Here is a 14,930-nt window from a genome sequence, read left to right as displayed (position 1 = left end):
CCCGGCCAAGTCTGCCCCAGGGCACCGACACGTCAAGCTCGGTGCCCGTTCCGTGACCGTACGCGCAAGAAGCGTCTCGCAAGCGTTACAGGCCATGTACGACCGGCGCACAGAATTTGCACGACAGCGCGTGCTAGAGGTTTCATGACCGGTCCGTCTCGGGATCGGTCCCGGTTGCCGTTCCGAACCGGCGGCCCCCATGGAGGCTGTAGCGTGGCCGACGGAGACCGTAATAGCACCGCGCGCACCGCGGGCAGAAACGACGGCGAGGACTGATGGCACAGACGCAGCGCTCTCAGGGCCCGTCCGACCCCGAGGCGAGTGGCGGCGGCATGTCAGACTCGCCGGAGTTGTGGGGCAACGGCGGGCTCGTCGGCGACGGCCGGTACCGGCTCACGCACCGGCTGGGCCGGGGCGGCATGGCCGAGGTGTTCGCGGCCGAGGACGTCCGGCTGGGCCGTACGGTCGCGGTCAAGCTGCTTCGCGCGGATCTGGCCGAAGACCCGGTCTCCAAGGCTCGTTTCACCCGCGAGGCACAGTCGGTCGCGGGCCTCAACCACCATGCGATCGTCGCCGTGTACGACTCGGGCGAGGACGTGGTGGGCGGCCAGTCCGTGCCGTACATCGTCATGGAGCTGGTCGAGGGCCGCACCATCCGCGACCTGTTGCTGAACGCCGAGGCGCCGGGCCCCGAACAGGCCCTGATCATCACCTCCGGTGTGCTGGAGGCGCTCGCCTACTCGCACCAGCACGGCATCGTGCACCGTGACATCAAGCCCGCGAACGTCATCATCACCGACAGCGGCGCCGTCAAGGTGATGGACTTCGGCATCGCCCGCGCCCTGCACGGCGCGTCCACGACGATGACGCAGACCGGCATGGTCATGGGCACCCCTCAGTACCTCTCCCCGGAGCAGGCGCTCGGCAAGGCCGTCGACCACCGCTCCGACCTGTACGCGACCGGCTGTCTGCTGTACGAACTCCTCGCGCTGCGGCCCCCCTTCACCGGTGAGACCCCGTTGTCGGTGGTCTACCAGCACGTCCAGGACACGCCGGTGGCGCCGTCGCAGGTCGTCGACGGGACGTGCCCGCCGGAGCTGGACGGCCTGGTCATGCGCTCCCTCGCCAAGGAGCCCGACGACCGGTTCCAGACGGCCGAGGAGATGCGCGGCCTGGTCCAGTACGGCCTGCAGATGCTGTACGACCAGGGCGGCCACACCGGCACCTGGAACACCGGCCCGGTCGAGGCGCACGACGGCCGGCACACCCCGGCGGGCGGCTTCGCCGGGACGACGGTCATGCCGCACCCCGTGGGCGGGGCCGGCACCACGCAGATCCCGCAGCCGATCCTGCCCGCGGGCTACGGCAGCGGCGACGACGGCGGCTTCGAGGGGCACGGCAACAAGGGCAGCGGACGCGGCAAGCTGTGGATCCTCGCCGTCCTCGCGATTATCGCGATCGCGGGCGGTGTGGCGCTGGCGCTGAAGGGCGGAGGCGGGGGCGGCGGCAACGGCACCGACACCAAGCCGACGACGACGCACTCCAAGAGCACGAAGCACGAGTCGCCCTCCCCGAGCCCGTCCGACGAGGACGACACCGGTCAGCCCAGCGATCCCCAGACGGACACGGGCAGCTCGGACACCGGCACCGGCTCCGACTGGCCGCCCGCGACCACGCCCTCGTACAGCCAGTCGCAGTCGGCCCCGTCCACCCCGAGCGGCGAGCCGTCCAACCCGCAGCCCTCGCAGTCGCAGCCGACGGACCCGACGGACGGCGGGGTCACGGACGGCGGCGGCACCACCGACGGCACCACCGACGGGACCACCGACGGCAGTGGTACCACCGACGGCACCACCACGGAGGGTGGCACCACCACCGAGGGGACCACGACGGACGGCGTCACGGGCGAGACCACCGGCTGAAGCCCACCCACGCAGGCCGGGACGGCAGCACCGGTCCCGGCCTGACCGGCGTGCCCGGCCCGCACTCTGCCCGGGCCGTCCCGGCTCACCGTACGAACGCGTCGCACACCGCGTCGTACTCGCGCGTCCACCACACCGCGAGCGCCGACGCGGCCGGGAACTGGCGGTCCGCGCGGGTGTCGCCGCGCTCGTAGTGCCAGCGCAGCATCCAGAAGTCGTTCAGCCGCTCCCACCACACGCGGTGCACCGCCGCCGACAGCTCCGAGGGTGCGGCGCCCGCAGCGCGCCGGTACGCGCGCGCGTAGGCACGCACTTTCGGCAGGTCCAGCGTCCCGCCGGGCCGTACGAAGAAGATCGCGGCGGCGCGTACGGCCTCCTCCGCGCGCGGCTGCACGCCGAGCCGGTCCCAGTCCACGATGGCGGCCGGGGCGTCGTCCTTGTAGAGCAGGTTGAACGGGTGGAAGTCGCCGTGCACCCACCCCACCGAGCCGCCGCGGGGCGGACGCCGGTCCGTGTGCTGCTCCAGGAGCGCGCGGCGTTCCAGCAGCCGGTGCCGGGCCAGCTCGTCGAAGGCGTCGGCGGGACGGTGCCGGCGCACGTGCGCGAGCAGGTCGTCGATGAGGGCGAAGGTGTCGGCCGGGTCGGCGCTCTCCACGGGATGCGGGCTCGTCGCCGGGCGCGTGCGCCCCTTGGGAGGCATCACACGCTCCAGGCAGGCGTGTACGGCGCCCAGGAGCGCCCCCAGGCGCGCGCTCTCCCCGCGGGTGAGCTGGCCCCCGTGGCGGTGCCTGCCGTCGATCCAGGGGTGCAGGGCGTAGGCGTGGCCCCCGACGACGGCGACCGTACGGCCCTCCCGGTGGGCGAGCGGCACGGCGACCGGGACGCCGAGATCGGCCAGGCGCTGGGTGGCCCGGTGCCGGCGTTCGATGGCGGCCGGGTCGGCGGTGGCCGGGTCGAAATGGTGCTTGAGGAAATAGCGGCCGCGTGTGGTGCACAGCCGGTAGCCGCGGTTGAGCAGTCCCTGGTCGACCGGCTCGCATGTGAGGGCGGTACCCGCGGCGTACAGGCGCAGCAGGGCGCCCAGAGGGGGCGCATGGGGCGAGAGGGGGGGTACACATGAGCGCGGCACGCGCCAGATGTTAGGGCACGCGCGGCCCCTGTGAGCTGGGCCTTGTCACAGACAGTCGCCGGCGGTCGCTTTCGGTCATGGGGCGGGCTTTTCCGCCTGGATACGAGCGACATAGGCGGCCGCCTGGGAACGCCGCTGCATTCCGAGTTTGGCGAGCAGGCCGGAGACGTAATTCTTGATCGTCTTTTCTGCCAGATGCAGTCGCTCACCGATCTGGCGATTGGTAAGTCCTTCGCCGATCAGTTCGAGGATTCTGTGTTCCTGTTCGGTGAGCCGGGCCAGTCTCTCGTCCGTGTGCGCTCCGCCGCCGCGCAGCCGCTCCAGCACGCGCGCGGTGGCCACCGGATCCAGCAGCGACTTCCCGGCGGCGACGTCCCGGACCGCCTGGAGCAGCTCGTTGCCGCGGATCGCCTTCAGGACGTACCCGGAGGCGCCCGCCATGATCGCGTCGAACAGTGCCTCGTCATCCGCGAACGAGGTCAGCATCAGGCACCGCACGGACCGGTCCGACGAGCGGATCTCCCGGCACACCTCGACGCCGCTGCCGTCCGGGAGGCGTACGTCCAGCACCGCCACGTCGGGGCGGGTGGCGGGAATGCGCACCAGGGCGTCCGCCGCCGTGCCGGCCTCGCCGACCACCTCGATGTCGGGCTCGACGGAGAGCATCTCGTGGACGCCACGCCGTACGACCTCGTGGTCATCGAGTAGAAATACCCGTATTTTTCCGTCTTCGCGCACGAGTTAAGTCTCACATGGAACTCTTCCCGTGACCTGGGTGCGCGGGATAACGTGCGGTAGCTCCGGACTGCCGCAAGGCTGTGACCAGCGCGCTTTCACATCGTCTCGATTTACTTGGAAATCCAAGCAAAATCGCAGGTCAAACGGTGTTTCACAGAAATGTGAAGCACTGGGTAACGTGATGGCTGCAGGGCGCTCGCCGGGGCACCTGTCACGCCTGTTCCCGGCCGAGTGGCACCCACCCCGTGCCCGGTGGTCGAAACAGGTGAGCCGCACTGGCCTACCGGCAACCCCGGGGGCCGGAACGACGGAGGAGCACACGTGACCGTGGAGAGCAGTGCCGCGCGCAAGCCGCGACGCAGCGCCGCAGGCAAGGCCGGCACCACCGGCACCAAGCGCACCACCCGCAGTACCGCCAAGAAGAGCACCGACCCCGAACTCGTGCAGCTCCTGACCCCGGAGGGGGAGCGGGTCGCGAACGCCGAGTACGACGCCTACGTCGCCGGCATCACCGCCGAGGAGCTGCGCGGCCTGTACCGCGACATGGTGCTCACCCGTCGCTTCGACGCCGAGGCCACCGCCCTGCAGCGCCAGGGCGAACTGGGCCTGTGGGCGTCCCTGCTGGGCCAGGAGGCCGCCCAGATCGGCTCCGGCCGGGCCACCCGCGAGGACGACTACGTCTTCCCGACCTACCGCGAGCACGGCGTCGCCTGGTGCCGCGGCGTCGACCCGGCCAACCTGCTCGGCATGTTCCGGGGTGTGAACAACGGCGGCTGGGACCCGAACAGCAACAACTTCCAGCTCTACACGATCGTCATCGGCTCCCAGACCCTGCACGCCACCGGCTACGCGATGGGCATCACCAAGGACGGCGCCGACTCAGCGGTCATCGCCTACTTCGGTGACGGCGCCTCCAGCCAGGGCGACGTCGCCGAGTCGTTCACCTTCTCCGCGGTCTACAACGCCCCCGTGGTGTTCTTCTGCCAGAACAACCAGTGGGCGATCTCCGAACCCACCGAGAAGCAGACCCGGGTGCCGCTGTACCAGCGCGCCCAGGGCTACGGCTTCCCCGGCGTCCGGGTCGACGGCAACGACGTGCTCGCCTGCCTCGCGGTGACCAAGTGGGCGCTGGAGCGTGCCCGCAACGGCGAGGGCCCCACCCTGGTCGAGGCGTTCACCTACCGCATGGGCGCCCACACCACCTCCGACGACCCCACCCGCTACCGGGGTGACGAGGAGCGGCAGGCCTGGGAGGCGAAGGACCCGATCCTGCGCCTGCGCCGGTACCTGGAGGCCTCGGGCCACGCGGACGAGACGTTCTTCGCGGAACTCGAGACCGAGTCCGAAGCGTTGGGCAAGCGAGTGCGCGAAGCGGTCCGCGCCATGCCCGACCCGGACCACTTCGCCATCTTCGAGAACGTGTACGCGGACGGGCACGCGCTCGTCGACGAGGAGCGCGCCCAGTTCGCCGCCTACCAGGCGTCGTTCGCCGATGAAGGGGGTCACTGAGATGGCCGAGAAGATGGCGATGGCGAAGGCCATCAACGAGTCGCTGCGCCATGCCCTGGACGCCGACCCCAAGGTCCTCGTCATGGGCGAGGACGTCGGCAAGCTCGGCGGCGTCTTCCGGGTGACGGACGGCCTGCAGAAGGACTTCGGCGAGAGCCGGGTCATCGACACCCCGCTCGCGGAGTCCGGCATCGTCGGCACCGCGATCGGCCTGGCCCTGCGCGGCTACCGCCCGGTGGTGGAGATCCAGTTCGACGGCTTCGTCTTCCCGGCCTACGACCAGATCGTCACCCAGCTCGCCAAGATGCACGCCCGCTCGCTGGGCAAGGTCAAGCTGCCGGTCGTCGTCCGGATCCCCTACGGCGGTGGCATCGGCGCGGTCGAGCACCACTCCGAGTCCCCCGAGGCGCTGTTCGCGCACGTGGCCGGCCTCAAGATCGTCAGCCCGTCCAACGCCTCCGACGCCTACTGGATGATGCAGCAGGCCATCCAGAGCGACGACCCGGTGATCTACTTCGAGCCCAAGCGGCGTTACTGGGACAAGGCCGAGGTCGACTTCGAGGCGATCCCCGCCCCGCTGCACAGGGCCCAGGTCGTCCGCGAGGGCACCGACCTGACCCTGGCGGCGTACGGCCCGATGGTGAAGCTGTGCCAGGAGGTCGCCGCCGCGGCCGCCGAGGAGGGCAAGTCCCTGGAGGTCCTGGACCTGCGCTCGGTCAGCCCCCTCGACTTCGACGCCGTCCAGGCCTCGGTGGAGAAGACCCGCCGCCTGGTCGTGGTGCACGAGGCACCGGTGTTCTTCGGCTCCGGCGCGGAGATCGCCGCGCGGATCACCGAGCGCTGCTTCTACCACCTGGAGGCACCGGTCCTCAGGGTCGGCGGCTACCACGCCCCGTACCCGCCGGCCCGCCTGGAGGAGGAGTACCTGCCGAACCTGGACCGCGTGCTCGACGCCGTCGACCGCTCGCTGGCGTACTGAGGAGAGGGTCGTGACGACGATGACGGAAGCGTCCGTACGCGAGTTCAAGATGCCCGACGTGGGCGAGGGACTCACCGAGGCCGAGATCCTCAAGTGGTACGTCCAGCCGGGCGACACGGTCACCGACGGCCAGGTGGTCTGCGAGGTGGAGACCGCCAAGGCGGCGGTGGAACTCCCCATCCCCTACGACGGCGTGGTTCGCGAACTGCACTTCCCCGAGGGCACCACGGTGGACGTGGGCACGCCCATCATCGCCGTGGCGGTGGCCGTGGCCGGCGGTGCCGCTCCGGAGGCCCCCGCCGCGCAGCCGCAGACGGAGCCGGCCCAGCCCGGGGAGGAGGCCAAGCCGCCGGCCCGCCAGCCGGTCCTCGTCGGCTACGGCGTGGCCACCTCCTCCACCAAGCGCCGCCCCCGCAAGGGCCCCGAGGTCACCGTCCCGGCGCCGGCCCAGGCGGTCCAGACGGAGCTGAACGGCCACGGCGGAGCCGTCGCCGACAAGTCCCGCCCGCTGGCCAAGCCCCCGGTGCGCAAGCTGGCCAAGGACCTCGGCGTCGACCTGACCGCGATCATCCCGTCGGGCCCGGACGGCGTCATCACCCGTGAGGACGTCCACGCGGCGGCCGCACCGGCGGCCGCCCAGCCGACCGCCCCGGCCCCGGCGGCCCCGGCCACCGCCCCCGTCGCTCCGGCGCCCGCGGCGTCGTACGACACCGGGCGCGAGACCCGCATCCCGGTCAAGGGCGTCCGCAAGGCCACCGCGCAGGCGATGATCGGCTCGGCCTTCACGGCGCCGCACGTCACCGAGTTCGTGACGGTGGACGTGACCCGCACGATGAAGCTGGTCGAGGAGCTGAAGCAGGACAAGGACATGCAGGGCCTGCGGGTCAACCCGCTCCTGCTGATCGCCAAGGCCCTGCTGGTCGCCATCAAGCGCAATCCGGACGTCAACGCCTCCTGGGACGAGGCCAACCAGGAGATCGTGCTCAAGCACTACGTCAACCTGGGCATCGCGGCGGCCACCCCCCGTGGCCTGATCGTCCCGAACATCAAGGACGCGCACGACAAGACGCTCCCGCAGCTGGCGGAGGCACTGGGCGAGCTGGTGGCGACGGCCCGCGAGGGCAAGACCTCGCCCGCCGCCATGCAGGGCGGCACGGTGACCATCACCAACGTCGGTGTCTTCGGCGTCGACACGGGCACCCCGATCCTCAACCCGGGCGAGTCGGCGATCCTCGCGGTCGGTGCGATCAAGCTCCAGCCGTGGGTCCACAAGGGCAAGGTGAAGCCGCGCCAGGTGACCACGCTGGCCCTGAGCTTCGACCACCGCCTGGTCGACGGCGAGCTGGGTTCCAAGGTGCTGGCCGATGTGGCGGCGATTCTGGAGCAGCCGAAGAGGCTGATCACCTGGGCGTGAGAGCCCTCGGCGGGTAACGTCTGAGACGAGGTGGGGCGGTCGCAATTTTGGCTTGCGACCGCCCCTTCTCCCTTTCAGCCCTGGTCGAGCACGTACACCGGCGCCCCGTCCTCCGCCCCGCCCCGCGACTGGATGCAGGCGTGCTTGCGCAGCAGGCGGAGGCATTCGTTGACGCGGTGCACCGAGAGACCCGTACGGGCCGCGATCGACTCGAGGGGCTCGCGCAGCTCGCCCTTCTCGACGAGGACCGGGGCGATCACCACGGCGACCGTCCACACGTCCGCCGTCACCGACAGCCGTTGCCGCCAGCCGGCCAGTACGGACTCGGTGGTGGGCGATCCCACGAGCTGCGCGCCGGGGGCGGGACGTCCGAGGACGAGGGCGTCGAGCCGGTCCGCGATGCGTTCCATCGCCCGGACCATGGCCTGCTGGACGGCGAGGGTGGCCTTCTCCGTCGCCAGCGCCTCCCGTTGGACGGTCAGAGCCTCGCGCTGGAGGGTCAGCGTCTCCTGCTGGGCGGTCAGAGCCTCGCGCTGGAGGGTCAGCGTCTCCTGCTGGGCGGTCAGAGCCTCCCGCTGGACGGCCAGCGTCTCCTTCTGCAGCTCGAGCGTCTTGCGCTGCCCGTCGGCCAGTTCCTCGTCCAGCTGAAGGTTGTGCGTCTCCAGCCGGACGATCGCCTCCGCCACCTGCTCGGGCATGGCGTAGGCGAGGGGCGCGCCGGGCCCGGCCGGCTGCACCTCGGCCTCTTCGAGCGTGTAGGACCCCTCCCGCTGCACGGTCTCGATGACTTCGGCGACCCATTGCTTGAAGGGGGCGCAGGAGGGTTTGGTGCAGGCCTGGACGAGGAGGATGAGACCCTGCAGAGAGATGACATTCAAGTCTCGGCGCCACTCCCGACCTGCGGGAATGCTGAGACCGTAAGCTCCAGTTACGGTCTCGAGAATCTCTCGGTGCACCTCGGGGACGTGATCGGCGAGTGCCTGCCGGGAGTTGCTGTGGCCCAGTTCCTTGCACACGTCCACCGCCGGGAACCAGTGCTTTCCGTCCGGCATCGTCAGCCGGCGCACACGGGCTCCGGTCGCCGCGTACACGAAGTCACTGACGTCGATCGCCTCGCGCTGTCCCGCGGGATGGGACTGCTTCCTGGGTTCGTTCATGGGAACCACCTCCGCCGCGGAACGTAGATCGCAAGGCGGCGAATATGCCAGCGGAAAGGCTTGTTGTTCACGATTGCGGGCGAAGAATGTCAAATCCCTTGCGCCGCAACGGTGTTCTGTGATGAGGCGGCCACCACGGGCAGCGCGGGAGGAGACCGGGTGTCAAGTCCCCGGCCTCACGCCCGAATCGGCATGTTCGGCTCCGGTCGTGCGGCGGACGCGGCGCCCGACCGAGGCCGGCGCCGCCCCGCGTTCAGCGGGGGCGTCGGGTCCGTAGCGCGTTCAGCAGGGCCGCGCCCCGTTCGGCGTCGTCCACGCTCACCGCGAAGTCGGCACGCCGGCCCCGGGGGCGTATGACCAGGCAGTCGCCGGCGCGGAGCATGACCGTCGTGCCGAGGCCGCTGAGGCGGTAGCCCCAGCCGCCGACCTGGGACGGCAGCCGCCGCTCGGCTCGGGCGGACTCGATGGCGGCCGGGGCCCAGCGGCGGGCGGGCCAGCCGAGCGGGCCGAACGACACCTCCAGGCCCGTCTCCGACACCGTCGCCCGGACCGAGGAGAAGGCGGCGCCGGCGAGCGATGTGACCGCGCAGACCGCGCTCACGGGCCACAGTCCGGCGGGGTCCGCCAGGCCGGCGGCCAGGGCCACCAGCGCGGCGGCGGCGATCAGCCCCGTCACCGCCGCCAGCAGGGACAGCCAGGGGTTGGCCGTGCGGGAGAACCACACGAGCCGTTCCCCCTCGGGCAGGTCCAGCGCGGGTGCGCTGTCCGCGGGCGCCGCGGTGGACCGGGTGGTCAGCCGCCAGGCCAGCACGCCGGCGGCCGCCGCCAGGGCCACGAGCGGCACCGCCCACAGGACCGGCAGGCGGGCGTCGTGCCAGTCCGCGTGGCCTAGGTTCGCCCGGACGACGGACACCTGCGCGCCGAGGAGCACCGCCCCGGTGGGCGCCAGGGCCATCGCCCGCCAGGGGCGTGCGGTGGGCCGGGAGCGGCGCCACGGGACGCTCCCCGCGAGGGCGGCCAGCAGCCAGATACCGGTGGGAAACAGGGAGGCCGCCCACAGGGGCATCGAGCCGTCGGGGGTGCCACCGCCGCTCCAGTGGGTCGCCAGCCGGCCGGGGAGCCGGCCGTGCGCGGCCCAGGGCAGGCCGGCGATCAGGATGGTGACGGCCGCCGTCGAGCCGATGAGCCACCGGCGTCCCGCACGGCCGTGCGGCGCGGGCCCCGCGTCCTTCCCCGTCACCGTCACGCCAGCCCCCTGATCATGTCGATGAGGTCGGTCCGGCTGTAGCCCAGCCGGGACGCCTCCGCCACCAGTTCCCGCACCCTGATCTGCAGCCCGGATCGCCGGGCCGCTCCTTCGGCGACGGTGATTCCCCGGCCCCGGCGGAACTCCAGCAGGCCCTCGTCCCGCAGTTCGCGCAAGCCGCGCAGGACGGTGTTGACGTTGACGTCCAGGGCCGAGGAGAGATCGCGGGCCGACGGCAGCCGGTCGCCCGCGCGGCACTCGCCCTCGGCGACGGCCCGCCGGACCGCCGAGGCGATCTGCTCGTGCAGCGGGCGGGTGTCGGCCTTGTCCAGGTGCAGCAGCATGGTGCTAATGACACTAGCACCATGTATGTCATCCGGGGAGGGCGGGCGCCGGCGGACGCAGCGGAAAGGGCCCGCCGCTGTGTGCGGCGGGCCCTTCGGATGAAGCGGGGTGGAGCGAGTGGAGCGGGGTGGAGCGGGTGGAGCGGGGTGGAGCGAGTGGAGCGGGGTGGAGCGGGTGTCAGCCGAGACGGGCGAAGCCGTAGCTCATCATCTTCTTCGCGTCCGCCTCGCGCTGGGCGATGGAGGAGGAGGCGAGGACGGTGCCGATGACCGTCTTGCCGTTCCGGGTCGCGGCGAAGACCAGGCAGTACTTGGCCTCCGGGCCGGAGCCGGTCTTCACGCCGATGGTGCCGCTGTAGCTGCCGAGGAGCCCGTTGGTGTTCTTCCACGGCGCCATCGTGCGGGTGCCGCCCGACTTGGTCTGCGTCTTGGCGGTGTACGTCTTGGTCTTCACGACCGTGCGGAACGTGGCGTTCTTCATCGCGCTGCTGGCGATCTTCGTCAGGTCGCGCGGCGTCGAGTAATTGTTGCCGTTGCCGATGCCGTCGAAGGAATCGAAGTGCGTGTTCTGCAGATGCAGGGCCGCGGCGGCGGAGTTCATCTTGCCGACGAAGGACTTCACGCGCGCGGCGGTGGTGGAGCCCGAGCCGAACTTGTCGGCGAGCGCGTAGGCGGCGTCGCAGCCGGACGGCAGCATCAGGCCGTACAGCAGGTCACGCACGGTCACCTTGTCGCCGACGATCAGGTGCGCCAGGGAGGCGTTGTTCCTGACGACGTAGTCGCTGTAGATCTTCTTGATCTCGACCTTGGCGTCCAGGTTGAGGCTGGGCTGCGCGAGCACGACCTTGGCGGTCATGATCTTCGTGGTCGAGCCGGTGGAGAGCCGGCCGTCCGCGTTCTTGACGTAGAGCGTCGAGTTGTTCGCGTTGTTCATGAGGTACCCGCCCTTGGCCACGATCGAGGGCGCGGTGACGGCCTGTGCGGGCGCCGCGGTGAGGGCACCGGTGGCGACCAGCGCGCCGGAGGTGACGGCGACGGCGGCGGCTCTGCGAAGACGGGTGACCGTAATGCCGGTAATCAACTTGATGTACCTCGAATGTCTTGAATGCCCATGGAGTGCGGCCGAGTTGAAACGGGAGCTGGCGAGGGCCGCATCTGTGTGACACGTAAGTAGCACAGAAGGTTGTGCGGTCGCTGCGGGGGGTGTCCGGCGCGCCCGGCCGGGTCCGGATGGTGGACGGTCCTGCCGCTTGCGTACGTGTTGTATCTATCCTGTGGGCATGGAAACGGCCGTCGAGCAGTCCGCCCCGCAGTCCCTCAAGCCGCCACCCGCCGCCGACCGCGTGTACGCGCACGTCAAGCAGGGGGTGCTCGACCGCCGCTACGAGGGCGGCACCCTGCTCACCGAGGGCGAGCTGGCCGAGGCCGTCGGGGTCTCGCGCACGCCCGTTCGGGAGGCGCTGCTGCGGCTGGAGGCCGAGGGGCTCATCCGGCTCTACCCCAAGAAGGGCGCCCTGGTCCTGCCGGTCTCCGCGCAGGAGATCGCCGACGTGGTGGAGACCCGGCTGCTGGTGGAGGAGCACGCGGCCCGCAAGGCGGTACCCGCCCCCGCGGGCCTGCTGGAACGGCTGTCCGAACTGCTGCGGCAGCAGAGGGCGCAGGCCGCGGCCGGAGACCTGGCCGCCGCCGCGGTCACCGACCGCTGCTTCCACGCCGAGATCGTGCGCAGCGGCGGCAACGAGATCCTCTCCCGGCTCTACGACCAGCTGCGCGACCGTCAGCTGCGGATGGGCGTCGCCGTCATGCACTCCCACCCCGACCGGATCGCCAAGACGCTCGCCGAGCACGAGGAGATCCTGGACGCGCTGCGCGCCGGGGACGCGGAGGCGGCCGTCGCCGTCGTGCACCGGCACGTCGGCTGGTTCTCCCACCTCGCGCGAGGTGAGGTCCGATGAGCGCTCCCGCGCGCAACCTCACCCTTCCGGGTGACCCTCCGGGCGGGCGCCCGGCCGTCGCCGTGTGGTCCATAGGCGTGGCCGTCTACTTCGTGGCCGTCATCTTCCGTACGTCGCTGGGCGTGGCCGGTCTCGACGCGGCGGACCGCTTCCACGTCAACGCCTCCGCCCTGTCGACGTTCTCCATCCTCCAGCTGCTGGTCTACGCGGGCATGCAGATACCCGTCGGCCTGCTGGTCGACCGGCTCGGCACCAAGAGGGTGCTGAGCATCGGGGCGGTGCTGTTCACCGCCGGGCAGCTGGGCTTCGCCTTCTCCCCCTCGTACGGCACCGCGCTCGCCTCCCGGGCGCTGCTGGGCTGCGGCGACGCGATGACCTTCATCAGCGTGCTACGGCTCGGCACCCGCTGGTTCCCGGCCCGGCGCGGCCCGCTGGTCGCGCAGCTCGCGGGGCTGGTCGGCATGGCCGGCAACCTGGTCTCCACCCTGGTCCTGGCCCGGCTGCTGCACGGCATCGGCTGGACCCCGGCGTTCGCGGGCAGCGCGCTGGCCGGCGTCGTCGTCCTGGTCCTGACCCTGCTGTTCCTGAAGGACCACCCCGAGGGGCAGGAACCGGAGCCGTCCCCGCACCGGGGAGCGGCCTACGTCCGCCGGCAGATCGCCGCGTCCTGGCGGGAGCCGGGCACCCGGCTGGGGCTGTGGGTGCACTTCACCACCCAGTTCCCGGCGATGGTGTTCCTGCTGCTGTGGGGCCTGCCGTTCCTGGTCGAGGCGCAGGGACTCAGCCGTGCCACGGCCGGCGAACTGCTCACCCTCGTCGTCCTGTCCAACATGGTGATCGGCCTGGTCTACGGCCAGGTCGTCGCCCGGCACCACGCGGCGCGGCTGCCGCTGGCGCTGGGCACGGTCGGCGCCACCGCGCTGCTGTGGGCGGCGACGCTGGCCTACCCCGGGGAGCACGCGCCGATGTGGCTGCTGCTGGTGCTGTGCGCCGTGCTCGGCGCGTGCGGGCCGGCGTCGATGCTCGGCTTCGACTTCGCCCGGCCGGCCAATCCGCCCGAGCGGCAGGGCACGGCGTCCGGCATCACCAACATGGGCGGCTTCATCGCGTCCATGACCACGCTGTTCGCGATCGGCGTGCTGCTGGACGCGACCGGGGACGACTACACGGTGGCCTTCTCCTCGGTGTTCGTCCTCCAGGCGCTCGGCGTCAGCCAGATCCTGCGGCTGCGGGGACGGGCGGCTCGGCGGGAGCGGGAGCGGTTGGTCGCCAGCCGGGTGGAGACGGTGCACGTGCCGGCGGCGTGAGCGGGGGGTTCGCCCACCCACGCGCCACTCGTTTCCATGTGGCCGAGAGGCCGGCCGACCTGTGGGGGGCCTTCACCGTCGGCGGCTCGCCCCGGGCCACCTGCCCGCCGGCTCGGCCTCCGTGGGCGTCCGCTCCCAGAGACCCTCGCCGAGCAGCACCCGCCCGTCGTCGGTCACCAGCCGGCGCAGCTCGCGCAGCGCCTGGGAGGCGGGCGGCTCAGCCGTGCTCAGCGCATGGCTGGAGCCCGGACACAGCACCAGGTCGGCGGGCCCGCGCCGGGTCTCCAGCGCCGACTCCGCCACGAACTCCCGCTGTCGAAGGGGCTTGTCAGCCGCGTGGGGCGCCCACGGTCACGGCGTCACCGTGAAGTGACGCAGGATCGCCGCCGCCACCTCCTGGTCGCCCTCCGTCTTGACCCGGTCCGCCACCGCCTCGGGCGTGACCCGGCCGCAGGCCAGACGGACGTAGGTCTCCCAGTCCAGGACCAGGGTGGCGGCGGGGCCGAGGGCGGGGGCGGTCTCCACGGTGCCGCGGCCCTGGATGTCGACGCGGACGGTGCGCAGGAACTCGACCGGACCGTGCACGTCGACCACGACCGCCGAGCTGCGCGGCGCCCCCGCGTCGTGCGCGACGACCTTGGGCAGGGCCTCCAGCAGCACGTCCCGCGTGATGAGGGCGCCCGGCGAGTCCAGGTTGCCGGGACGGCCGAGGGCCGTGCGCAGGTCCTGCTCGTGCACCCAGACGTCGAACGCCCGCATCCGGTAGGCCTGTTCCAGCGTGATCTCCGTACCCAGCGGACCGCGCATCAGGGTGCCGGGCTCACGGGACTCGTTGCGCAGCTGGCGGTTGCGGCGGATGACCGTGTACTCCAGCTCGGACGTCATCTCCGGCGCCGTGTGGTGCCGGCGGACGTCCACCTGCATCTCCATGTAGCGCTGGTGCTCGGTGGCGACGTGGAACAGGTCGCGCGGCAGGGCGTGGATGGGGCGCGGGTCGCCCAGCATCTCGCAGTCCATGCCGATGACGTGGGACACGATGTCCCGGACCGACCAGCCCGGGCAGGGGGTCCGCCGGTTCCACTCGCCCTCGGCAAGCGGCTGCACCATCTCCGATATCGCTTCGACGGAATGCGTCCAGGCGTCGGCGTAGGGCTGGAGGGTGGGATGCAGACTCACGGAACGGGACCCCTCGGCGGTCGGTACACGGGCAGGTGGTGGCGGCATTGCCAG

General features: G+C 71.5%; 13 protein-coding genes and 1 pseudogene. 6 read left to right on the top strand and 8 right to left on the bottom strand.

All coding sequences use genetic code 11. The features are described from left to right. Positions 1-275: 275 nt before the first annotated feature. A complete protein-coding gene (locus FHS34_RS21120) occupies positions 276-1,922 on the top strand; it encodes a protein kinase domain-containing protein (RefSeq protein ID WP_184967705.1) in 1,647 nt (548 codons plus the stop codon). 85 nt (positions 1,923-2,007) lie between these two features. Here the strand turns inward: FHS34_RS21120 and FHS34_RS21115 are convergent, their stop codons facing one another. Both FHS34_RS21115 and FHS34_RS21110 read right to left on the bottom strand, forming a co-directional pair. After that, positions 2,008-3,051 carry a phosphotransferase gene (locus FHS34_RS21115; RefSeq protein ID WP_184967703.1) on the bottom strand — a complete coding sequence of 348 codons (1,044 nt, stop codon included), beginning with the start codon at positions 3,049-3,051 and terminating at the stop codon, positions 2,008-2,010. A 75-nt stretch (positions 3,052-3,126) separates the two neighbouring features. Continuing rightward, positions 3,127-3,789, bottom strand: coding sequence for a response regulator (locus FHS34_RS21110; protein WP_184967701.1), 663 nt, complete (start codon positions 3,787-3,789; stop codon positions 3,127-3,129). A gap of 321 nt (positions 3,790-4,110) precedes the next feature. Here FHS34_RS21110 and pdhA point away from each other — a divergent pair, with 321 nt between their 5' ends. Genes pdhA through FHS34_RS21095 form a run of 3 tightly spaced genes read left to right on the top strand, consistent with a single transcriptional unit; the run spans position 4,111 to position 7,691 of the window. Next, on the top strand, positions 4,111-5,298 hold the full coding sequence (gene pdhA, locus FHS34_RS21105; protein ID WP_184967699.1) for a pyruvate dehydrogenase (acetyl-transferring) E1 component subunit alpha: 1,188 nt from the start codon (positions 4,111-4,113) through the stop codon (positions 5,296-5,298). Between the two features lies 1 nt (position 5,299). Then, complete coding sequence (locus FHS34_RS21100) at positions 5,300-6,277, top strand: alpha-ketoacid dehydrogenase subunit beta (protein WP_184967698.1); 978 nt, start codon at positions 5,300-5,302, stop codon at positions 6,275-6,277. A 10-nt stretch (positions 6,278-6,287) separates the two neighbouring features. Then, complete coding sequence (locus tag FHS34_RS21095; protein WP_184967696.1) at positions 6,288-7,691, top strand: dihydrolipoamide acetyltransferase family protein; 1,404 nt, start codon at positions 6,288-6,290, stop codon at positions 7,689-7,691. Positions 7,692-7,765: 74 nt separating this feature from the next. Here FHS34_RS21095 and FHS34_RS21090 read toward each other — a convergent pair whose 3' ends face one another. The 4 genes from FHS34_RS21090 to FHS34_RS21075 form a co-directional block, all read right to left on the bottom strand. Continuing rightward, entirely contained in the window at positions 7,766-8,848 is a 1,083-nt protein-coding gene (locus FHS34_RS21090) for a BRO-N domain-containing protein (protein WP_184967694.1), read from the bottom strand. A 253-nt stretch (positions 8,849-9,101) separates the two neighbouring features. Beyond that, a complete protein-coding gene (locus tag FHS34_RS21085; protein ID WP_225817457.1) occupies positions 9,102-10,094 on the bottom strand; it encodes a DUF1648 domain-containing protein in 993 nt (330 codons plus the stop codon). Further along, on the bottom strand, positions 10,091-10,438 hold the full coding sequence (locus FHS34_RS21080) for a GntR family transcriptional regulator (protein WP_184967692.1): 348 nt from the start codon (positions 10,436-10,438) through the stop codon (positions 10,091-10,093). The genes FHS34_RS21085 and FHS34_RS21080 overlap by 4 nt, the downstream gene beginning before the upstream one ends. A gap of 178 nt (positions 10,439-10,616) precedes the next feature. Beyond that, positions 10,617-11,519 (bottom strand): D-alanyl-D-alanine carboxypeptidase family protein, encoded by a 903-nt coding sequence (locus FHS34_RS21075; protein ID WP_184967690.1) that lies wholly within the window; start codon positions 11,517-11,519, stop codon positions 10,617-10,619. A gap of 199 nt (positions 11,520-11,718) precedes the next feature. Between FHS34_RS21075 and FHS34_RS21070 the strand changes: the two genes are divergently transcribed. Next, positions 11,719-12,393: a GntR family transcriptional regulator gene (locus FHS34_RS21070; RefSeq protein WP_184967688.1), complete on the top strand. Its 675-nt coding sequence runs from the start codon at positions 11,719-11,721 to the stop codon at positions 12,391-12,393. Further along, positions 12,390-13,700, top strand: coding sequence for an MFS transporter (locus tag FHS34_RS21065; protein ID WP_184967686.1), 1,311 nt, complete (start codon positions 12,390-12,392; stop codon positions 13,698-13,700). The genes FHS34_RS21070 and FHS34_RS21065 overlap by 4 nt, the downstream gene beginning before the upstream one ends. Positions 13,701-13,784: 84 nt before the next feature. Here FHS34_RS21065 and FHS34_RS21060 read toward each other — a convergent pair. Both FHS34_RS21060 and FHS34_RS21055 read right to left on the bottom strand, forming a co-directional pair. Then, positions 13,785-14,009: pseudogene (locus FHS34_RS21060) on the bottom strand (class I SAM-dependent methyltransferase); the annotation flags it as partial. A gap of 42 nt (positions 14,010-14,051) precedes the next feature. Beyond that, on the bottom strand, positions 14,052-14,876 hold the full coding sequence (locus tag FHS34_RS21055; protein ID WP_184967682.1) for a maleylpyruvate isomerase family mycothiol-dependent enzyme: 825 nt from the start codon (positions 14,874-14,876) through the stop codon (positions 14,052-14,054). Positions 14,877-14,930: the final 54 nt, after the last annotated feature.

Origin of the sequence: Streptomyces echinatus, assembly GCF_014203595.1 — a bacterium.
GTDB lineage: Bacteria > Actinomycetota > Actinomycetes > Streptomycetales > Streptomycetaceae > Streptomyces > Streptomyces echinatus.
Note: the sequence above shows the minus strand (reverse complement) of the source record. Positions and strands in the feature narration are given on the sequence as shown.